Here is a 22,064-nt window from a genome sequence, read left to right as displayed (position 1 = left end):
ACACATTTACCATGATGACAATACGTTTAATTAAATATCACTACATTTTAACAAGCCACTGCTCCAGCTTTTCATATAAAACGTCCATATCCAGCGGCTTCGCAATATATCCGCTCATTCCCGACTGTTCTGCCCGCTTCAAGTCTTCCGGAAATGTGTATGCCGTCATGGCAAGAATCGGTACGGCACTGGTATCGCACCTTCCAAGACCTCTTATCTGCTCTGCTGCCTGATAGCCGTTTAACCCCGGCATCTGGACATCCATTAAAATCAAATCAAAATAATGCTCCGGTGCTTCCCTGACCTTTTTTACCGCTTCCAGACCGTCGATGGCACATTCCGTTAAAATGCCCTCATCTTCAATCACCTGTGCGGCAATTTTCCGGTTCAGTTCATTATCCTCTACAACCAGGACGCGTTTCTGACATTTTTCTGCCCCCATAATTCCCCCCTCTTATTCTTTTACAATCACACGACTGTCATGCGGTGCAAGTTCAACCGCATATTTTTCACCCTGCCATTCAAAATCCAGTGACACCGCTGTATCCGCAATATTAAATGCCGCAATCACCGCTTCCTTATTATACTGTCTGACAAACACAAGCTGTTCATTGCGAACCAGAATATCGGCATATTCACCGTAAACCAGTGCATTGGTCGTCTGTCTGAGTCTGGCAAGTGCCGCAATATGCTTTTCCAGCTTCGTATCCCGCTTGGCCACTTCCGCTTCTTCAATCGGCGGACGAACCGGCAGGTCTGCTTCTTTTCCGCTTGTTTTCACTCCGGCAATGCCCCATTCACTGCCGTAATATACGGATGGGATGCCCGGCATACAAAACAGCATGGTATACGCATTTTCCAAATCCGCCGGATTTTTAAGCAGACTTGCAATGCGGTTGACATCGTGGTTATCTAAAAAATTGTACAGGCGCAGATTTTCGTAAATACCGCCCTTTGCAAACTGCCGTCTTAAGGAATGGGCGATTTCAAAATAATTTTTATCATTGTGACTTGAATAAATGCCCTTCCAGCACTCATAATTCGTCACGGAATGCATCATATCGGGATTCGCCCACATCTTATAATCACCATGGATAATCTCGCCCATCAGCCAGAAATCTTTCTTTAATCCCTGTGTATACACCTTTAACTGCTTGAAAAATTCTTTATCAATGCAGTCTGCCGCATCAAGACGCAGTCCGTCGATATCAAAGGTTTCCACCCACATTTTTACTGCACCGAGCAGGTGGTCTACTACTGCCTTATTTTTCAGGTTCAGCTTGACTAACTCCCAGTTACCCTGCCATGTATCATAGGAAAATGCATCACCCAGCGGTGTACTGCTGCCAAAATGCACATTGCAGAACCAGTCTTTATATATAGAAGCTTCTCCTTTTTCCTGCAAGTCCCGAAACGGTTCAAAACCTCTGCCGACATGGTTAAACACACCGTCCAGCACGATTTTAAAGCCATTTTCCTTTAATGCCCTGAAAACTTTTTGAAAATCTTTCATACTGCCTAGCCGCGAATCGGTTCTGTAATAATCCGAGGTATCATACCCGTGCCACAGTGATTCAAATACCGGTCCGAAATAAATCGTATTGACCCCCAGTGCCTTTAAATGCCCAATTCTATCCAGAACCTTTAAAATGCGGCTTCCCTGTGTCTTTTCACCCTCGTTATACTGCGGTGCACCGCAATATCCCAGCGGATAAATGTGATACACCACCGCACGGTCAAACCATGCACCGTCTACAAGTTTTACGGATGAATTTTCCGACAATTTTTCTATTGGTTCTGCGGTTATCGGCTCACCGGCTTCTGTAGTGTCTGCTCCCATGTTATCTGTTTCTTCCTCGTCACGCTTCCCAACCACAAAAAACTTTGCCGAAAATGCCGCCATTTTCGTTACCGCTCTGCCGTTTTGAGCCGTCAGAACCTCATCCTGCTTTGGTGTTGCCCCACCAAATTCCATCCAGTCCGTATCGAATACCAATTCCGGTTTTTCATCTTCTGCCAACGGCAGTGTCACGCCGTCTGCGCGGTCTGCAAACTGGAATACACACAACAGCTGTCTGCCGTTTTCTGCCTTGCGCTTCCATGCAAACACACAGGAATGTTCCGTATCCGGGTAGTTTTGGGATACCGCATGGACCCATTCAAAGCCGTCACCGCCGTAATCGTTCCACAGCGTTTCCTCTGAAAGGTACAGGTGATTCAATGCCTGCATATACGCTGCAAATTCGCGGTGCTTCGGAAAATCCAAAAGATTCCAGTCCTGCTCCCGTTTTTCGTCCCATTCCCTGAAATGTGCAATCTCATTGCCCATAAAATTGAGTTTCTTGCCCGGATGAGCCACCATATACGCATACAGTGCACGCGCCTGCGGAAACTTTCTGTCATAATCGCCGTTCATTTTCTGAATAATTGTCGCCTTGCCATGCACGACCTCATCATGCGAAAATGCCAGCAGATACCGCTCATCTTTAAAATAATGCATGGAAAATGTCAGCTTATTACGGTTGTTTAAACGTTCTCCCGTATTTTTCTGGAAATATTCAAGCGTATCGTGCATAAAACCCATATCCCACTTGTAAGTAAATCCAAGCCCGCCTTCCGCCACGCGCTTTGTCACACCCGGATACACCGTGGAATCCTCCGCCGCCAGCAAAATGCCACTGTGTCTGTTTACCAGTCCTTCATTCATGTTCTGTAAAAATGCAACGGCATCCTTATTCACACCGCGCGCCGGATTGCCCTGCCAGTAAATCATATTGCTGATGGCATCCATGCGCAGACCATCTACATGGTATTCCTTCAGCCAGTAATTCGCACAGGACTGTAAAAAGGAGCGCACCTCGCCACGGGAGTGCATAAAATTACAGCTTCCCCACTCACTGTTTCCGACGTCCTTATGCGGATACTCATACAGCGCCGTTCCGTCAAACTTTGCCAGTGCATACGCATCCAGCGCAAAATGTACCGGCACAAAATCCATGACCACACCGATGTCATTGTGGTGCAGGATATCAATCATTTTTTTATAATCGTCCAGCGTGCCATACCGTGAAGTCGGACTGTAAAAGCCACTGCACTGGTATCCCCACGACTCATCACACGGATGCTCTCCAATCGGAAGCAGCTCGATATAATTGTATCCGTACTCCTTTAAATAAGGAACTAACTGCATGGCAAGCTCATCATACCGGTACCACCCATTCTGCGGTTTTTTCCACGAACCCGCATGGATTTCATAAATATTTAATGCCGAAGCCACCCCGTTACTGCGCTTTTTCATCCATGCATCGTCCTGAAATTCATAGCCGTACAGATTTCTTACAATCGAAGCCGAAGCAGGGCGCAGTTCCATACCATATCCGTATGGGTCACAGTGGTCCATACAGCTGCCGTCCGACTTATAAATTTTATATTTGTACATCTGCCCTGGCTTGACCCCTTCAATATAGACCGCCCAGAAATTGCCGTCACCGATTTTATTCATCGGTGTATCCTGCCAGCCGTTAAACTCCCCGATAACACTAATCCGGACTGCCGCCGGTGCAAACACCCTGAACACCGCACCATTTTCATCTGTATGACACCCGAAAAACTCATATGCATCAAAGCTTTTTCCTGTGTAAAAACCATAATTATCCATCATAAAAACCCCCTTATTGTCTTATATATAAATATTATCACAGCAATTTTTTTCTTTCAATATTGTTAAATTGTTGACAAAGTTCATAAAGTACGGTATACTATCATTGTTAATAAATTATCAATCTTAATCTACACAAAATTGGAGGTCATCAAATGTCAGAAAAGAATATTATGATTGTTGATACTGTTGAAGCACTGGAAAAGCGCATTGAAGAAGTCCGTGAAGCACAGCGGATTTTTTCAACCTATTCACAGGAGCAGGTCGATAAAATCTTTGCAGCTGCGGCACTCGCTGCCAACAAAGCAAGAATCCCTCTTGCAAAACAGGCAGTTGCCGAAACCGGCATGGGCATTGTGGAAGATAAAGTCATCAAGAACCACTATGCTTCCGAATACATTTACAATGCATACAAAGATACAAAGACCTGCGGCGTTATTGAGGAGGACAGTGCTTACGGAATCAAGCGCATTGCTGAACCGATTGGTGTCGTTGCCGCTGTTATTCCAACAACAAATCCTACCTCAACAGCGATCTTTAAGACTTTGATTTGTTTAAAAACACGTAACGGAATTATTATCAGCCCACACCCTCGTGCAAAGGAAAGCACCATTGCTGCCGCCAAGGTTGTACTGGAAGCTGCTGTTGCCGCAGGCGCACCAAAGGGCATTATCAGCTGGGTGGATGTTCCTTCTCTGGAGCTTACCAATACCCTGATGAAGGAAGCCGACATTATCCTTGCAACCGGCGGTCCGGGCATGGTAAAAGCCGCTTATTCTTCCGGCAAACCGGCTCTCGGTGTTGGCGCAGGCAATACCCCGGCAATCATTGATGCTTCGGCTGATATTATTCTTGCGGTCAACTCCATTATTCATTCAAAAACTTTTGATAACGGCATGATTTGTGCTTCCGAGCAGTCTGTCATTGTCGATACCGCCGTTTACAAACCGGTCAAAGAGGAATTTACAAAGCGTGGCTGTCATTTCCTTGCAAAAGATGAAATTGACAAAGTCCGTAAGACCATTATCATCAACGGCTCATTGAATGCCAAGATTGTCGGTCAGAGTGCTTATACGATTGCCAAACTCGCCGGTGTCACCGTTCCTGAAGACACAAAGATTTTAATCGGCGAAGTCACTTCTGTGGATATTTCAGAAGAATTTGCCCATGAAAAGCTCTCTCCTGTACTGGCTATGTACAAGGCAAAGGATTTTAATGATGCAGTTGATAAGGCAAGCCACTTAATCGCAGACGGCGGCTATGGTCATACTTCTTCTCTTTATATTAATACCGCAACGGAAAGCGAAAAGGTTGCCGTATTCTCAGAAGCGATGAAGACCTGCCGTGTATTAATCAACACCCCTTCTTCCCACGGCGGAATCGGTGATCTTTACAACTTTAAAATGACACCTTCCCTCACACTGGGCTGCGGATCATGGGGCGGCAACTCTGTTTCTGAAAATGTCGGTGTAAAGCATCTGATTAACGTAAAAACCGTTGCTGAAAGGAGAGAAAATATGCTTTGGTTCCGTGCCCCTGAAAAGGTGTATTTTAAGAAGGGCTGTCTGCCTGTTGCTTTAAATGAATTAAAAACGGTTATGGGAAAGAAACGCGTCTTTATCGTAACCGACCAGTTCTTATATAAAAACGGCTATACAAAATGTGTCACAGATAAACTCGATGAAATGGGTATTGTGCATACCACATTTTACGATGTAGCCCCGGATCCGACACTTGCCTGCGCACAAGAGGGTGCAAAAGCCATGCGTCTGTTTGAGCCGGACTGCATTATCGCTATCGGCGGCGGTTCTGCTATGGATGCCGGTAAGATTATGTGGGTAATGTATGAACATCCGGAAGCTGATTTCATGGATATGGCAATGCGCTTTATGGATATCCGCAAACGTATTTACACCTTCCCGAAAATGGGCGAAAAGGCTTATTTTATCGCCGTTCCGACATCTTCCGGTACAGGTTCCGAGGTAACACCGTTTGCCGTTATTACAGACCAGGATTCCGGTATCAAATATCCACTTGCAGACTATGAGCTGCTTCCTAAAATGGCAATTATTGATGCCGACATGATGATGAATCAGCCGAAGGGCTTAACTGCCGCTTCCGGTATTGATGCCTTAACACATGCACTGGAAGCTTACGCTTCTATCATGGCAACCGACTACACAGACGGTCTTGCTTTAAAGGCAATGAAAAATATTTTCACTTATCTGCCTGCGGCTTATGAAAACGGTCCGCATGATGCCAAAGCCCGTGAACAGATGGCAACCGCATCTACGATGGCTGGTATGGCATTTGCCAATGCATTTTTAGGGGTATGCCACTCTATGGCACATAAACTGGGTGCTTTCCACCACCTGCCGCACGGTATTGCCAATGCCATTTTAATTACCGATGTCATGCGTTTTAATGCCGCAGAAGTACCGGCAAAAATGGGTACATTTTCACAGTATGCATATCCGCACTGCAAGGAGCGTTACTTAGAATGTGCAAACTTCCTTGGTATTCAGGGCAAGAATGACGATGAAAAATTTGAAAACTTCCTTACCGCTATCGAAGAATTAAAAGCAAAGGTCGGTATTAAAAAGACAATTAAAGATTACGGCGTAGATGAAAAATATTTCTTAGATACATTAGATGACATGGTAGAACAGGCCTTTGATGACCAGTGTACCGGTGCAAATCCTCGTTATCCGCTCATGCGTGAAATCAAGGAAATGTATTTAAAAGCTTACTACGGTAAATAAATCTGCTGCTGATTTGTGATTTGTGACATTATGATATTTGCCGGTATGGCAGAAAGGATATGAATATGAACAACTGCATTTCTAAAAAAGATACCAAAGCCGTTTACAAAGACGGCAATACAGTCCGCAAGGTTTTTGCCCCGGACTACAGCAAAACCGATGTTTTGTATGAAGCGTTAAATACAGCCCGTGTTGAAGACACTGGGCTGGATATTCCAAAGATTTTAAGCATTTCCGTAGAAGACGGTCAGTGGGTTATCACCAGTGAATATGCAAAAGGGGTAACACTGACACAATTAATCAAGGAACACCCTGAAAATATTGACAGCTACGTGCATGCCATGGTAGATTATCAGATTGCTTTTAATAAGCGCTCCAACCCACTGCTGTTAAAGTTAAAGGATAAGCTGGTGCGCCAGATTAATGCGCTGGAACTGGATTCTAACATTAAATATGAGCTGTCTACCCGGCTGGAATCGCTGCCAAAGCACAACAAGCTCTGCCACGGCGACTACTGCCCGGACAATATCCTTGTTGAAACGGACGATGCCGGAAAGATTACCGCTATCACTGCCGTTGACTGGGTTCATGCCACACAGGGCAATGCCAGTGCCGATGTTGCCAACACATATTTAATGTTAAAGCTGGTAGATGAAAGCTTTGCGGAAAAATATCTTGTTGATTTCTGCAAAAAGACCCATACCGACCGCCGCTACGTCCATTCATGGCTTCCAATCGTAGCTGCCGCCCGTATGACAAAACATATTCCTGAAGAAAAAGAACTGTTAGAATCGATGATTGATGTGTGTGATTATCAATAATAACGTGCAGCTACCATAAATGGTGCGCCAAGGCAGGCGCACCGCAAAAAAGCGGTATTCCAAATGCTGGTGGAATACCGCTTTTTTCTTATGAAAGCACATTTTCCATGCTCTTTAAGCTGATTAAAAGCGTTGATGTATTATGTAACATTGCTGATGTTGTCGGCGCAAGCACACCTGCAACACCCAGCACTATCAGACCCGAATTAAAGCCTACTATCGTTCTGTAGTTCTTATGAATCCGTTTCATCAGTCCGTTACTGATTGCCTTTAATGTCACGATTTCATACAGATTATCCGCACCTACCGTTACATCGGCAATCTCCCTTGCAAGCTCTGCACCGTCGCTGATTGCAATCCCTACATCTGCTGCTGACAATGCCGGTGAATCGTTGATACCGTCACCAATCATGACAACCTTCCGTCCTGCCTTCTTTTCCTTTTCTATAAAGGAAGCCTTATCCTCCGGCAGAACTTCTGAATAATATTCATCCACACCGACACGCTTTGCAATCGCACTTGCGGTACGCTCGCTGTCACCGGTCATCATAACAACCTTTGAAATGCCTGCACATTTCAAAGAATTGACAACGGCTGCGGCTTCTTCACGCAGTGGGTCTTCAATGCAGATTACAGCCTCTAAGACGCCTTCAATCGCAAGATAGAGGTGTGAATATTCTGACGGCAGTTCTTCAAAGCGCTGTTCCATTCCTGCCGGAATAATACACTTTTCATCTTCAAAAACAAAGTGATAGCTGCCGATCACTGCCTTTTTATCATTAATGGTTGTAGAAATGCCGTGTGCGACAATATACTGCACCTTAGAGTGCATTTCTTCATGTACCAGATTCTTTTTACGTGCCGCATCAACCACTGCTTTTGCCATAGAATGCGGAAAATGCTCCTCAAGGCATGCCGCAATCCGGAGCAGCTCGTCCGGTGTTTTTCCGTTAAAGGAAACTACATCCACAACAGTCGGCTGTGCTTTAGTAAGCGTACCGGTCTTATCAAAGACAATCGTATCCGCTTCTGCCATTGCTTCCAGATATTTTCCGCCTTTAACGGTAATATCGTAGACACTTGCCTCACGGATTGCAGACAATACGGATATCGGCATAGCAAGCTTTAACGCACATGAAAAGTCTACCATTAAGACAGACAACGCCTTTGTCACATTTCTTGTAAACAGATAAGTGAGTGCCGTTCCGCCGAGTGTATAAGGCACAAGTCTGTCGGCAAGGTGTTCTGCCTTGCTTTCGAGTGAAGATTTTAACTTCTCGGATTCTTCAATCATCGTTACAATCTTTTCAAACTTGCTTGAACCATTGACCTGTTTTACCTGAATCGTCAGCCCGCCTTCCTCAACAACCGTTCCAGCATAAACAGATGCCTGTTCTGCCTTGCGTACCGGCAGGGATTCCCCTGTAAGGGACGCCTGATTGACCATGGCTTCACCACTGCTTACAATACCGTCAAATGGAATGACATTGCCCATATGGACAACCACTTTATCCCCTGCCTGAATATTTTCAGCCGGTACTAAAACTTCCTGTCCGTCACTGACAAGCCATACTTTGCCGATATTTAAAGACATACTTCTTGCAAGGTCTCCCACTGACTTTTTATGTGTCCATTCTTCCAGAATCTCACCGATTCCAAGCAGGAACATCACAGAACCCGCTGTGTCGAAATCGCCGCGGAATATAGACACGCCGATTGCCGTTCCGTCCAGTACCGGCACTTCGATTTTACCGTGTGCCAGACACTTGATGCCTTCCCAGATATAACGGACAGACTTTATCGTGGCAGCCACTGCCCGCACCGGATACGGTAAAAACAGCTTGCTTCCACAGCGGAGTACCACTTTGTTGACAAGCTTGTCCCAGTATTCCTGATTGAGTTCCCTGCCGGAATTCTGTATAAAAACGTCCGGCACATCGACTTTACTGTACGCAAACCGCTGGAATGCCTTAATAATTTCCGCGCGGCCGCCTACATATGTTACCGCAACATCACACGTCCGCTGATATACTTTTACAGATGTAATATACTTGTTCGTACTCAGATAGTATTGCAGCGTATCTGCTTCCTCAAACGTCATGCGTTTTTGTATCAGATGAACATGCAGTCTGCCGCGGATTTCATGTTTGATGACAAACTTCATACTTTTCTCCATTCCGCAGGCATTTTTATTGCCTTCTAAAAATTATTCTGCATCCTCGGCTTCTGCTGCTTCTTCTGTGTCCTCTACGAAATCTGATTCGTCATCAATAACAGCTTCCTTTGCGGCTCTGTCTTCGTTAATCTGCTGTGCTTCCGCATAGATGTCCTCTGCGTGTTCCTGAATGTTTGTAGCAGTCTTCATGACACATTCCTTGGCACGAAGTACGGCTGCTGTACAGTTTGCATACAGTTTTCTTGCATCTTCACTTGCTAAAATCTTAATTCCCGCAGTACCGAATAATACACCTGCTGCAAATAATCCTGTGTGCTTTGTGTCAATTTTCTTGAAGTTCTTTAACATAATAAAATCCTCCTGTTTTGCCGTTTTTTGTTTACCAGCTATTTTAATGCCGTTAAGATAAAATTTCCACTACTTTTTGCCTTATTGAGAAATCTTATCATTATCTCATTCATCAAGCCTCCATCTGCTCAATGCCGGCAACTGTAAATCCGGCTCTTGCTACGGCAGTTCTTAAATCTGTATCCTCAACCGGTCTGTCCAACTGCACAACCGCAATATTCTTTTTCAAATTCACCTGTGCCGATGCACCATCAATCTGATTGATATACTTTTCTACGGTATTTTTACAGTTTTCACAGTGCATGCCTTCAATACTGATAATCTTGGTAGCAATGACTTCACCGGCCAGCTTTTTCTTTTTTTGCTTTGGCTCACTGCCGCCACCGCCACAACAGCCGCCTTCGCCCTTAAAGTGTGCAAAGCTTCCGCGAAATGCAAATAAAACAAGTACCACCAGTACTGCAATAATTATAATTGTTCCCATCTTTTTTCTTCCTCTCTGTCATCCGGCTGACCGGCTACTACACATTTTACTTTCTGTCCCTGTGTATAGCCGCATGCTTCCAGCCCGCACTGGACAATCTGATTCCACGTTGCCATCGACACGGTAATGGTGCTGTTATCTTCTAATTCCACCAGACATACCCCGTCCTGCGCCGGAAGTCCTGACACCTTGTACGTTCCGCGCCGACTGACAGCACCGATTTCCTCAAGCATATTCATCATGCGGTAAACGGTTGCCATTCCGATTTTACTGTCGCGCCGGGCTGCTTTGTAATAAATCTCCTTACAACAGGAACATTCCTCTTTTAAAATAACATCCAGCAGAATCTGCCGCTGCTTTGTAATCCGGCAGCCGCGCTCCCGCAGCTTTTCAATAATATTTTCTTTCCTCATCTGTGTCCGCTGATAGCGTTCCAGACTGTTCTGATTACTCTCCATAAATACCAGCCCTCTTATTGATAATTTTTTTCAATCCTCTATGGGTTAGTATACTCTTATTTGTGTTAGTTGTTAATAACTTTTATTGATTTTTTTTATCAATAATGTTCTTTATTTCGTGCAGTACCGCCTCTGCAAGCCGCTGATGTCCTTCCTCGTCCAAATGCTCTCTGTCGGCGGCTCCCGGCTGTGCATAATCCGCGGCATTTAAAAATGCCAGCCCGTATTTTTCACTGACTTTACGATACTCCTCTGCCAGTCCCTTTGAGACGGCAACAGAATTTTCATTAAACTCCGTATCAAAGCCTTTTTCCCAGACACCCTCTCCCAGATGAATCGGTGAAATCAGTAAAATGGGCGTATCTTTTGCAAACCGCTGTGCCTGCTCTATCAGTTTTTCAACACCTTTTGCTATCACACCGGCAGATGCGCCGTAAACTGTCTTGCAGTCATTTGTGCCGAGCATAATCACAATGCAGTCCAGCAGACGATGGGTTTCAAGCAGTGTCGGAAACAACTGTGTTCCCCGTCTGCCTTCACGGAACGGGTCGTCAAATACCGTTGTCCTGCCGCAAAGTCCTTCCTCTATCACACGGTATTCCTGCAATCCCAGTTTTTCATTTATAATGCTTGTCCAGCGCACACCCCAGCCGTAGCGGTCTGTTGTCGCCGGAACCAGTCCATACGTATTTGAATCTCCAAAACATAAAATCTGCTTCATCGCGCCACCTCTCTTTCCTGCATTTCTCCTGCACTTTTTTTGCCGCATGTCTTATGTAAAACCGGTTCGTTCCCATTTTCCGGAAAATGTTGTCCTGTCACTGCCTGCACACAGGTCTTTGACAACTTCGCCTGCAATAATCAGTCCCGCAACGGACGGAACAAATGCTACACTTCCCGGAATGTCCCTGCGCTCCGTACATTTATGTTTTGCCCCCGGCGGGCAGATACAGTTTGTACGGCAGCTGATGGACATATCTTCAATCGGCCTTGTCGGTTTTTCTTCTGAATAGACAACTTTAAGCTTTTTTACACCACGCTTTTTTAACTCGCGGCGCATGACTTTTGCCAGCGGACAGACCTTTGTCTTATAAATATCTGCCACTTTAAACTGGCTGCCGTCTAACTTGTTGCCCGCACCCATGCTGCTGATAATCGGAATTTGCATTTCCTGTGCCTTCATTACAAGCGCGATTTTTGCCGTCACCGTATCCACGGCATCGACAATGTAATCATATTCATCAAACGGAAATTCCTCTGCATTTTCAGGCAGGAAAAAACACTTGTGAATTCTTACGTCCGCCTGCGGATTAATCTCTGCGATTCTTTCTGCCATCACTTCTGCCTTATATTTTCCGACTGTTTTTCTGGTTGCTATAATCTGTCTGTTTAAATTCGTCAGGCATACTTTATCATCATCAATCAGGTCAAATGCACCGACACCACTTCGTACAAGTGCTTCGACCACATAACCGCCTACGCCTCCGACACCAAACACAGCAACCCGTGACTGTGCCAGCCGCTCCATTGCTTCTTTTCCAAGCAAAAGCTCTGTTCTTGAAAATTGCGTGAGCATCTGTTTATTCTCCTTTATCCTAGTAATCCGATAGGATAAATTCTATAACAGTTTTCCGCTTTTGTCAATTCATTTCAATAACCGTATCGGCAATCGCCATGGTTGACTTTCTGTGGGACACCAAAAGAATCTGCTTTCCCTTCTTTTCCGTGTGCAGACTCTTTAAAATAATGCTTTCGTTCAGACTGTCAATATTGCTGGTTGGCTCGTCTAAGAAGATGACCGGACAGTCATGTAAGAACGCGCGTGCAATGCCGATTCGCTGGCGTTCCCCGCCGGAGAGTGAATCGCCAAGTTCTGAAAGCTTTGTGTCATACCCGTTTGGCAGAGATTCGATAAATTCGTGAATTGCTGCCTTTTTCGCCGCCGCACACACTTCCTCCCTTGTCGCATCTGCCTTTGCCACTTTGATATTATTTTCAATTGTATCCTGAAATAAAAACGTTTCCTGTGTGACATAGGAAATGTGTCTGCGCAGTGCTTCCGTATTGATTTCATTGACATTTTTACCGCCATACGTAATTGCACCGCCGTCTGTTTCGTAAAAACGCATCATCAGCTTTAACAGGGTGGACTTTCCACAGCCGCTCTTTCCTAAAATACCGTAAATACGGTCCGGCTTAAATTCTGCCGAAAAATCCGAAAAGACATGGCGTGTACTGCCGTCCGTTTCGCTGTAAGTAAAGTCGAGATGCTCTGCCGCAATCACACCGTCTGCCGCAGCCGCACCGTCGGTCACATCTTCCACAACCGGTTCTTCCTCTAAAAGATTTAATACACGGTTTCCGCTTGCAAGTGTCTGTGTCAGATTGTTTGAAAGTGCGGATAATGCCGATACCGGTCCGAATGAACCAAGCATTGCAACCGTACAAATCAGTACCGCGTTAAAGGACACTGTTCCGTCCCAGTAAAGGTTCATACTGACTGCAAGCATAGACGCTCCCGCAAGTAAAATCACGGCATCGGTTACAATCCGCTGTACCGCTTCGTTGCTCTTTAAACGGCTGTTGACCTTTTCAAGAGAATCAGTATAGCCCTCAATATTTTTCAGACGTTTTTCCTTTGCCTGATACTGGATAATTTCTTCCATGCCGTAGAGATTGTCAAGCACCGCCGTATTTAATCCGCCATACTGCTTCCGGTACTGTCCGCCCAGCGCACTGCCGAGTTTTCCGTTTACCAGCGGGATACCCGCACCCACGATAACATAAAATACAAAAGCAAGAAGTCCAAGCCGCACGTCAAATCGTCCGATAAAAATGCTCATAAACAGCGATGTAATAATTGCTATCGCAATAGGAGAAATTGTATGCGCATAAAATACTTCAAGTAACTCGATATCGGTTGTGATAATGGAAATCAGATTCCCCTTGTCACTGCCGTCTAACTTTGCCGGTGCGAGCTTTCGCAGTGCCGCAAATACCTGATGACGGATTTCTGCAAGCAGTTTAAATGCAATGTAGTGGTTGCTTGCCTGCTCCGCATACCGCAGGATACCGCGCAGTACCGAAAATACCGCAAGGAGTGTAAATATCACCGAAAGCTTTAATCCGCCGGTTAGTCCAAGCAGTGTTGTCAGTCCGTATGCACCCAAGACGGTAATAAATGTTGCCATCAGATTACCCACACAGCCCATTAATACTGCGAGGCACATTTTAGAAAGCAGGGGACGGATCATGCCAATCAGTCCTGCCATTACCTGTATACCGCTTCTTGATTTCATTTATACCGCCTCCTCTCTGAAATGCTCTAATTCCTGCTGTTTGTTAAACAGCGCCGCATAGGCTTTATTCTGTGCCATAAGCTGTTCGTGGGTTCCGCTTTCTGCGATTTTTCCCTGTTCCATATATAAAATTTTATCTGCTGCGGTCACATTTGCCAGTCTGTGTGAAATCAGAATAACAGACTTTTCACGTGCCAGATCCTGTACAATTTCCATGATTTTATTTTCGCTTTCCACATCGACGTTGGAAGTGGCTTCATCAAAAATGTAAACCGGACTGTCATGCAGTAAAGCGCGGGCCAGTGCCAGACGCTGTTTCTGTCCGCCGGAAAGATTCGCACCCTTTTCCAGAATTTCCATATCCAGTCCGCCGTTTTCTTCAACAAAGCCAAGCAGGTCGACCTGTCCGAGTGCTTCCCGCATTTCCGGTTCGGAAGCAGTTTCACAGCCCATTGCCAGATTTTCGCGCACCGTGCCTTTAAAAATATAGCTGTCATGCGTGATTCTTGTAATCTTTTTCATCAGCCCTTCTGTCGTAAAATCAGACAGCACTTCGCCGCCTAAGGTAATCATGCCGGACTGCGGTCTGTTTTCCTTCATTAACAGGGATGTAATTGTACTTTTTCCACAGCCGGAAGTACCGACCAGTGCCGTTATCCCCCGTTCTTTGGTTGAAAAGCTGACTTCCTTTAATACCTGTTTTTCCGGTGTATATGAAAAACTGATATTTTCAAAACAAATGGTCTGTCCTTCTGTTTCTTTAATACTGCCTTCTTCCGGTTCTTTGGTATCGAGTAGTTTAAAAATCTTATCCGCCGCCGCATTGCCATTCATCGCAATATGGAAAAATGAACCGAGCATACGAAGCGGCAGGAAAAATTCTGCCGAAATCATAATGATAAAGAAACACTCCGTCAGTGTAACTGCACCGTTTTTTAATTTCAAAAGGCTGAGTGCAATACCGAGTGCCGCACCGCCGTATGCCACCAAATCCATGATACTGATGGAATTCAACTGCATAATCAGCACACGCATTGTCACTTTTCTGAACTTTTCGGCTTCCTCATCCATTTTTTTCGCATAGCGTTCATCGGCACTGTATATTTTTAAGGTTGTCAGTCCCTGAAGGCTTTCCAAAAAGGAGTCACCAAGCTCTGTGTATGTTCCCCAGTATTTTGCCAGCATTTTCTTTGCAAATTTCTGCACGGCAATAATGGATACCGGTATCAGCGGTACACAGATTAATAAAACCACCGCAACCGTCCAGTTCATCATGCCGACAATGACAAAAAGTGTCAGCGGCGCTAACATACTGTAGAAAAACTGCGGCACATATTTCCCGAAATAAATCTCTAACTGTTCTACGCCCTCCGTACTAATCTGTACCGCTTCCGCACTGGAGAGATGTTCTCTGTATGAACCCGAAAAACGCATAAGTTTTTCATAGACCATTTTACGGATTCTGGATTTTACATTGCAGGAAGCCGCAAATGAAAGTCTGCTATTGACATAGGTGCTTACCGCACGCACTGCAATAACACATGCCAGCACAATAAAAATCTTCTGCAAATCTGCTGTCTTTGCCGTGCCGTCTGCCGCACTGCTGATGAATCCGGCAAGCGTATACATAAAAAATACATTTGCAATCAGCATGAGCCACTGTGTTGCAACCATACCCGCAACGTATTTCATGTTATCACGAAATTCCTGCATGAGCCGTTTATGAAACATTTTTCTTTTTCCTCTTTTCTTTTATGGTCGTCCGTATGTGCTTTAATGCAAGTACCGGGTGAGAAAATATCATCCGCGGTCCTGCATAACGCATGACTGCACGAATCTGTTCCCGCTGTTCTTTTGCATAACAGTGAACCTTACAGGCACTGCAAAAAGTCTTTGTTTCCATAAATGGGCATTTTTCTGTCCTGAAAAGCGCATATTCCTCCAGTTTTTTGCAGGAATCGCACAATTCTTTTTTATTCCCATCATTGCCGCCGTGATTACCACGGCAGTATATTCCTATCATAACGGACAAAAGCTTTTTTTCTTCTGCCCGTTTCTTTTCCACATCTATTTTATTCGCACTCATTTTCAAGCTCCATGCTATCCTGTTCGTCTACTGTTTTAATCCGGAACAGGAAGTAGTAAAAGTGTCCCGCCGCTACAATCAAAATAATTATTTTTGCAAACAGCGGCGAAAAGTATAAACCAATGGCAAAAATAATCCCCAGTGTTACCAGCAGATTCCGCTTTGCTTTTTTTGTCATCTGCTTTTTATGTACCGCATCCCCGATATACCGCTGATACAGCTTTGTGGACAGCAGCCATGTGTGAAAGCGTTCCGAGCTTTTTGCAAACAGCGCTGCCGAAAGAATTAAAAACGGCGTTGTGGGCAGTACCGGAAGAACTGCACCAACAATGCCGAGTGCAAGGGATAAAAATCCCAGACAAATACAGATTCCATTTACTATTTTTTTCATCTAAGCCTCTTTTCTTTTTAGTTTTCGTTTAATGACAGTGTCCGCCACAACGGCTGCAATCCCCGCCGCACTGCGATTTTCCGTTTTTCTTGTCACGGTGCAGGCTGTATGCCGCACCGCCTGCGATTGCAAGTACAATGATTCCAACAATAACTGTTCCCATAATACACCAATCCTTTCTAATACAAATATAAATTTTTCCATTTGACAAAAAGGGTCTGCATCAGCAGATTGTTGATACAGACCCTTTTCCCTATTCATACATTATTTTGCAAATGCTTTCTTTTTCATATCGACTTTTAATGTATCGCTTTCCTTGTAAGGTCTTACTAACAGATAGATAAAACCGGCTACAAAAAGAAGTGCGATAATCAATCCAACTACGTGGATATTTCCCGTAAATACAGAACCAATCTGATAGATACAGAATGCTACAATATATGCAAGAACTGTCTGATATCCGATTGCAAACCAGAACCACTTTGTGTTGTTCATTTCTCTCTTAATCGCACCCATTGCTGCGAAGCAAGGAGCACAAAGAAGATTGAATACTAAGAAACCGTAAGCGGCAATCGGTACGATACTTGCACCGAGCTGTCCCCAGATTTCTGCACCGTCTTCTGCAACTTCTGCAAAACCAAAGAGGATACCAAATGTTGCTACTACATTTTCCTTTGCAATCAGACCTGTAATAGCTGCTACTGCCATCTTCCAGTTGCCCCATCCAAGTGGTGCAAAGATTGGTGCAATAACACTACCGATTGCTGCAAGGATACTGCTGTCAAGCTGTTCAGCTTCAAGCATACCGAATGAGCCGTCTGCCCATCCAAAGTTCATTAAGAACCATAACACGATTGTTGAAAGAAGAATAATTGTACCTGCCTTCTTGATGAATGACCAGCCTCTTTCCCACATGCTGCGCAGTACATTTTCAACAGTTGGCATATGATATGCCGGTAATTCCATAACGAATGGTGCCGGATCTCCTGCAAACATCTTCGTCTTCTTTAAAATGATACCTGAGCAGATGATTGCGGCAATACCTACAAAGTAAGCGCTCCATGCTACCCAGCCTGCATTGTCAAAGAACGCACCTGCAATTAAAGCAATGATTGGAAGCTTTGCACCGCAAGGAATAAATGTTGTTGTCATAATGGTCATCTTACGGTCTCTGTCGTTTTCAATAGTTCTTGAAGCCATGACACCCGGAACACCGCAGCCGCTGCCGATTAACATTGGAATGAAGGACTTTCCTGAAAGACCAAACTTACGGAAAATTCTATCCATGATAAAGGCAACACGTGCCATATAGCCGCATGATTCCAGAAATGCAAGGAAAATAAATAATACAAGCATCTGTGGTACGAAACCTAATACCGCACCGACACCGGCTACAATACCGTCAAGGATTAATCCTGAAAGCCAGTCAGCACAGCCGATTGCATCCAGTCCGTTACCGATTAATACCGGAATACCAGGTACCCATACACCATAGTCAGCCGGGTCCGGTTCTTCCTGCTCCAAAGCTGTTTCAAATGTTGCTACATTCACATTTACGAGTTCTTCGTCCTCGTCTTCTCCTGCAATGTTAACCTCTGTTGTAAGAGATTTGATTGCACTGTTTGATGTAAATGCCTTGATTGCTGCATCGACATCTGCTTCCTGCGCATCTTCGTCATCATAAACTTCTGTAAATTCTTTTGTGACATCCGGTGCTTTTTCTTCTGCTGCTTCTAAGAAGCCCTTGATTTCAGCATCGTATGGAGCATATTCATCAGCTGCATCGTTGTAAGCAGATGTACCGATTCCGAATAAATGCCAGCCATCGCCGAACACACCGTCATTTGCCCAGTCTGTAGCCCATGAACCGACTGTTGTTACAGAAATATAGTAAACAAGGAACATTACCGCTGCAAAGATTGGAAGGGCTGCCCATCTGTTTGTTACAACCTTATCAATCTTATCGGATACAGAGCCGCCTTCTGATTTCTTGCTCTTTGTACAGCAGTCATGAATGATGGATGAAATGTACTGGTATCTTTCATTGGTAATGATACTTTCCGTATCATCATCAAATTCATCCTCTAACTTCTGTACCTCTGCGGATACATCCGGTACGGACTTCATCATATCTTTAATCTTATCATCTTTTTCGATTAACTTAATGGCAAAGAAACGCTTCTGTTCGTCTGCCACATCGCTTCCGATTTTTGCTTCCACTGCTGAAATCACTGCTTCTACGCTGTCTGCAAATGAATGTGCAATTGTTACAGTTGCTGCTTTCTTTGCTAAATCAACAGCTTTGTCTGCTGCTTCCTTAATGCCTGTTCCCTTTAACGCTGAAATTGCTACAACCGGGCAGCCAAGCTTTTCTGAAAGCTTATCTAAATGAATCTTATCCCCGTTCTTTTCAAGAATATCCATCATGTTGACAGCCATGATGACCGGGATTCCCAGTTCCATTAACTGTGTGGAAAGATACAGGTTTCTTTCAATATTCGTACCATCTACGATATTTAAGATGGCATCCGGTCTTTCCCCAACCAGATAATTTCTTGCCACAACTTCTTCCAGTGTGTATGGAGATAATGAGTAAATACCCGGTAAATCCATGATGGTTACATCGCTGTGTCCCTTTAGTTTTCCTTCTTTTTTCTCTACTGTAACACCAGGCCAGTTACCTACAAACTGATTCGAACCGGTCAGTGCATTAAACAGTGTCGTCTTACCGCAGTTTGGGTTACCTGCAAGTGCAATTTTAATCGACATTTCAATGCTTCCTTTCATATAACTTATTTTTGTTAGCGTTTTCTAACCCCTATGTAAAAAAAATTTCTGTCTATCACCCCGCAAGAAAATTATGCTTCCACTTCAATCATTTCCGCATCGGCTTTTCTTAACGATAGCTCATATCCTCTTACTGTTACTTCTACAGGATCTCCTAAAGGTGCAACCTTGCGTACATACACATCGACACCTTTTGTAATGCCCATATCCATAATCCGTCTTTTTACAGGGCCTTCACCGTGAAGTCTTTTTACCTTCACCGTCTGGCCGCAAGCTGTTTCCTTCAGCGTTTTCATAACTCTGTTCCTTCTTTCCTCATGAAATGTTTTCTATATAAGCATGACTAAACCATAATTTTGTTCGCCATGTCCTTACCGATTGCAACTCTGGAATCTTTTACATTGACTATCATATTGCCATTTATCTCAGATACTACAGTAACTTCCCCACCGGTCACAAATCCAAGATTTTCCAAAAACTTGCGGACTTCTTCCTTTCCGCCAATCTTTCTGATAATATTTGTTTCCCCCGCTTTAACCATTGATAACGGCATCATTGCAGCTCCTTTCTTGTGTATCATAAATAACTTTTGATAGTTCTTTCCTACTTTCGTTAGTATATGCTAACGTTCATTAGAAGTCAAGAACTTTTTGAGAAATTTTCTTAATTACTTGTCCATCGTTTTTATGATTCCGGGATATCTTCCAGCCGCACAGCACTGTATAAGACGACGGCATCGGTAAATTTACGCGGATTGTAGCCGGTCAGCCATACGATGCCGCTCCTGCCATGACCGTGCTGACACTGCCGACACCGATACACAATACCTTTTCATATGTATCTGCCAGTCTTTTTAAAATATGCCTGTTTTTCTCCAGCCGTTCCTTTTCAATAATTAAAATATACTCATTGGGATAATTGTATCTGTAAAAGCTGCAGTTCATCTGTGCAAATGCCTGTGTAATCGCCGACTGTATCATAAACAGATTATTCGGATTGTAGCGCACATTCAGGCGTACAATTACCACCCGGCACAGCGTATCCTCTGATAAGCCGTTTTCTTTAAGCGTATCCGACAAATAGGCTGTATTCATATTTTCCCGGTTTATTAAACAGCGGATTACATAATTCAAACGGTTTTTCTTCTGCGCTCCCAGCGATTCCAGTTCCCGCTCTTTAAGCAAAATATCCGTGATTTTCTGTGCCAGATAGGCATACTTTCTCACTTCCTCAACGGCTCCGCTGATTCCGATAACCGCAATGATTTTTCCGTTATATGTAATCGGGATATTGATGCCCCTTTTTGTGCCGAAAAAACTGTCATCATCTGTTACTTCGATGGTTTCTCCGGCTTTTATATAACCGGTATTGGTCCGTCTGATTTTTCTAATTTTTTACAAATGCAGTGATTCCTAGTCACATTTTAAATGCAGAATTTTTTTATATTCTCTTTAATATTGTTTAACATAACATAAATTTATATTATTTTATACTTCTTTTTGTTCTGTATAACATATCATTTTAAAAAATGCCCTGTTATAATAACATCATCAAAAACACGCGTGATACAAAACACTATGAACAGATGATTCCAAACCAAATGATAAATAAGTTGAAAGATTGTGAGGTTGATTTTATGAAAGCAGTAATTGCAATTGATTCTTTTAAAGGAAGCTTATCTTCCTTTGAAGCGGGAAACAGCGCCGCAGAAGGTATCCGGCGCGTCTATCCCGATGCGCAGATTGAAGTCCGTCCGCTCGCAGACGGCGGCGAGGGAACGGTTGAAGCACTGACACTCGGCTGTGCCGGACAGCTTACAACCGTTACCGTCACCGGACCGCTCGGCAAGCCGGTATCCTGCCAGTACGGCATTGTTGACAGCACTAGGACTGCCATTATTGAAATGTCCGGTGCTGCCGGTATTACACTTGTTCCCGACACGGAGCGCAACCCGCTCTATACAACGACCTACGGTGTCGGCGAAGTCATCCGCGATGCGATTACAAAAGGCTGCCGCCACTTTATTGTGGGTATCGGCGGCAGTGCCACCAATGACGGCGGTGCCGGTATGTTACAGGCCCTCGGTTTCGGACTGCTTGACAAAACCGGCAATCCGGTTCCTTTCGGCGCTATGGGTCTTGAAGTCCTTGATAAAATTACCACCGACAATGTCCTGCCGGAATTAAAAGACTGTACGTTCCGTATTGCCTGTGATGTAACCAATACTCTGTGCGGCGAACAGGGTTGCAGTGCTATTTTCGGTCCGCAGAAAGGCGCTACGCCGGCCATGATTCTGCAAATGGATAAATGGCTGGCTTACTATGCCACACTGGCACGGGAAATTTTCCCGCACGCCAATCCGAAAGCGGCAGGAAGCGGTGCCGCAGGCGGTCTCGGTTTTGCCTTTATGACCTTTTTAAACGGCACGCTTGAATCCGGGATTAAGATTGTTCTTGAAGAAACCCGGTTAAGTGATTATATCAAAGATGCAGATATTGTCGTAACCGGAGAAGGCAGGTTAGACGGTCAGACGGTTATGGGAAAAGCCCCGATTGGTGTCGCAAAGATTGCCAAGCAGTTTGACAAACCGGTACTTGCGTTCTCAGGCTGTGTCACAAAAGATGCCACTGCCTGCAACCGCGAGGGCATTGATGCCTTTTTCCCGGTTTTAAGAAATGTTGTTTCTTTAGAAGATGCCATGAATCCTGCCAACGCCCGTCAGAATATGGCGGACACCGCAGAGCAGGTATTCCGCACAATACGGACATTTTCATCATTATAGAGAAAAATTGGA

20 protein-coding genes are annotated in these 22,064 nt (G+C 44.5%); 3 read left to right on the top strand and 17 right to left on the bottom strand.

Annotated features, from left to right (window positions below):
• Positions 1–40: 40 nt before the first annotated feature.
• Both WMO37_RS05890 and glgB read right to left on the bottom strand, forming a co-directional pair.
• Positions 41–442: a response regulator gene (locus WMO37_RS05890; protein ID WP_022431417.1), complete on the bottom strand. Its 402-nt coding sequence runs from the start codon at positions 440–442 to the stop codon at positions 41–43.
• A 12-nt stretch (positions 443–454) separates the two neighbouring features.
• Entirely contained in the window at positions 455–3,661 is a 3,207-nt protein-coding gene (gene glgB, locus WMO37_RS05885) for a 1,4-alpha-glucan branching protein GlgB (protein ID WP_022431416.1), read from the bottom strand.
• 170 nt (positions 3,662–3,831) lie between these two features.
• Between glgB and adhE the strand changes: the two genes are divergently transcribed.
• Positions 3,832–6,420, top strand: coding sequence for a bifunctional acetaldehyde-CoA/alcohol dehydrogenase (adhE, locus tag WMO37_RS05880; RefSeq protein WP_436970267.1), 2,589 nt, complete (start codon positions 3,832–3,834; stop codon positions 6,418–6,420).
• 59 nt (positions 6,421–6,479) lie between these two features.
• Positions 6,480–7,241 (top strand): phosphotransferase family protein, encoded by a 762-nt coding sequence (locus tag WMO37_RS05875; protein ID WP_436970260.1) that lies wholly within the window; start codon positions 6,480–6,482, stop codon positions 7,239–7,241.
• Positions 7,242–7,329: 88 nt separating this feature from the next.
• On the opposite strand, the gene WMO37_RS05870 is transcribed toward WMO37_RS05875, so the two are convergent.
• From WMO37_RS05870 to WMO37_RS05800, 15 genes are all read right to left on the bottom strand, one after another.
• Positions 7,330–9,405 (bottom strand): heavy metal translocating P-type ATPase, encoded by a 2,076-nt coding sequence (locus tag WMO37_RS05870; protein ID WP_022431413.1) that lies wholly within the window; start codon positions 9,403–9,405, stop codon positions 7,330–7,332.
• Between the two features lie 42 nt (positions 9,406–9,447).
• Positions 9,448–9,765 carry a DUF6110 family protein gene (locus WMO37_RS05865; protein WP_022431412.1) on the bottom strand — a complete coding sequence of 106 codons (318 nt, stop codon included), beginning with the start codon at positions 9,763–9,765 and terminating at the stop codon, positions 9,448–9,450.
• Positions 9,766–9,877: 112 nt separating this feature from the next.
• Positions 9,878–10,249, bottom strand: coding sequence for a heavy-metal-associated domain-containing protein (locus WMO37_RS05860; RefSeq protein WP_022431411.1), 372 nt, complete (start codon positions 10,247–10,249; stop codon positions 9,878–9,880).
• A complete protein-coding gene (locus WMO37_RS05855) occupies positions 10,234–10,707 on the bottom strand; it encodes a transcriptional repressor (protein ID WP_022431410.1) in 474 nt (157 codons plus the stop codon). Before WMO37_RS05855 ends, WMO37_RS05860 begins: the two co-directional genes overlap by 16 nt.
• Positions 10,708–10,789: 82 nt before the next feature.
• Complete coding sequence (locus tag WMO37_RS05850) at positions 10,790–11,428, bottom strand: GDSL-type esterase/lipase family protein (RefSeq protein ID WP_022431409.1); 639 nt, start codon at positions 11,426–11,428, stop codon at positions 10,790–10,792.
• Positions 11,429–11,479: 51 nt separating this feature from the next.
• Complete coding sequence (locus tag WMO37_RS05845; protein ID WP_349154551.1) at positions 11,480–12,283, bottom strand: tRNA threonylcarbamoyladenosine dehydratase; 804 nt, start codon at positions 12,281–12,283, stop codon at positions 11,480–11,482.
• A 64-nt stretch (positions 12,284–12,347) separates the two neighbouring features.
• A complete protein-coding gene (locus WMO37_RS05840) occupies positions 12,348–14,006 on the bottom strand; it encodes an amino acid ABC transporter ATP-binding/permease protein (protein WP_349154550.1) in 1,659 nt (552 codons plus the stop codon).
• Positions 14,007–15,737, bottom strand: coding sequence for an ABC transporter ATP-binding protein/permease (locus tag WMO37_RS05835; RefSeq protein ID WP_349154549.1), 1,731 nt, complete (start codon positions 15,735–15,737; stop codon positions 14,007–14,009).
• Complete coding sequence (locus WMO37_RS05830; RefSeq protein ID WP_227090165.1) at positions 15,727–16,092, bottom strand: nitrous oxide-stimulated promoter family protein; 366 nt, start codon at positions 16,090–16,092, stop codon at positions 15,727–15,729. The genes WMO37_RS05835 and WMO37_RS05830 overlap by 11 nt, the downstream gene beginning before the upstream one ends.
• The gene (locus tag WMO37_RS05825; protein WP_227090164.1) at positions 16,079–16,483 is read right to left on the bottom strand and encodes a YbaN family protein; all 405 of its coding nucleotides are present in this window, start codon (positions 16,481–16,483) and stop codon (positions 16,079–16,081) included. Before WMO37_RS05825 ends, WMO37_RS05830 begins: the two co-directional genes overlap by 14 nt.
• 28 nt (positions 16,484–16,511) lie before the next feature.
• Positions 16,512–16,646, bottom strand: a complete 135-nt coding sequence (locus WMO37_RS05820; RefSeq protein WP_022431403.1) for a FeoB-associated Cys-rich membrane protein — start codon at positions 16,644–16,646, stop codon at positions 16,512–16,514.
• Positions 16,647–16,747: 101 nt separating this feature from the next.
• Positions 16,748–19,252 carry a ferrous iron transport protein B gene (gene feoB, locus WMO37_RS05815; protein WP_349154548.1) on the bottom strand — a complete coding sequence of 835 codons (2,505 nt, stop codon included), beginning with the start codon at positions 19,250–19,252 and terminating at the stop codon, positions 16,748–16,750.
• An 89-nt stretch (positions 19,253–19,341) separates the two neighbouring features.
• Entirely contained in the window at positions 19,342–19,566 is a 225-nt protein-coding gene (locus tag WMO37_RS05810) for a FeoA family protein (RefSeq protein WP_022431401.1), read from the bottom strand.
• Between the two features lie 47 nt (positions 19,567–19,613).
• A complete protein-coding gene (locus WMO37_RS05805) occupies positions 19,614–19,826 on the bottom strand; it encodes a FeoA family protein (protein WP_022431400.1) in 213 nt (70 codons plus the stop codon).
• Between the two features lie 208 nt (positions 19,827–20,034).
• The gene (locus WMO37_RS05800; protein ID WP_349154637.1) at positions 20,035–20,628 is read right to left on the bottom strand and encodes a sugar diacid recognition domain-containing protein; all 594 of its coding nucleotides are present in this window, start codon (positions 20,626–20,628) and stop codon (positions 20,035–20,037) included.
• A 278-nt stretch (positions 20,629–20,906) separates the two neighbouring features.
• On the opposite strand from WMO37_RS05800, the gene WMO37_RS05795 reads away from it, so the two are divergent.
• On the top strand, positions 20,907–22,052 hold the full coding sequence (locus WMO37_RS05795) for a glycerate kinase family protein (protein WP_349154547.1): 1,146 nt from the start codon (positions 20,907–20,909) through the stop codon (positions 22,050–22,052).
• Positions 22,053–22,064 lie beyond the last annotated feature (12 nt).

This window comes from Lachnospira intestinalis (assembly GCF_040095895.1).
In the GTDB taxonomy this organism is placed as follows: domain Bacteria; phylum Bacillota; class Clostridia; order Lachnospirales; family Lachnospiraceae; genus Lachnospira; species Lachnospira intestinalis.
Note: the sequence above shows the minus strand (reverse complement) of the source record. Positions and strands in the feature narration are given on the sequence as shown.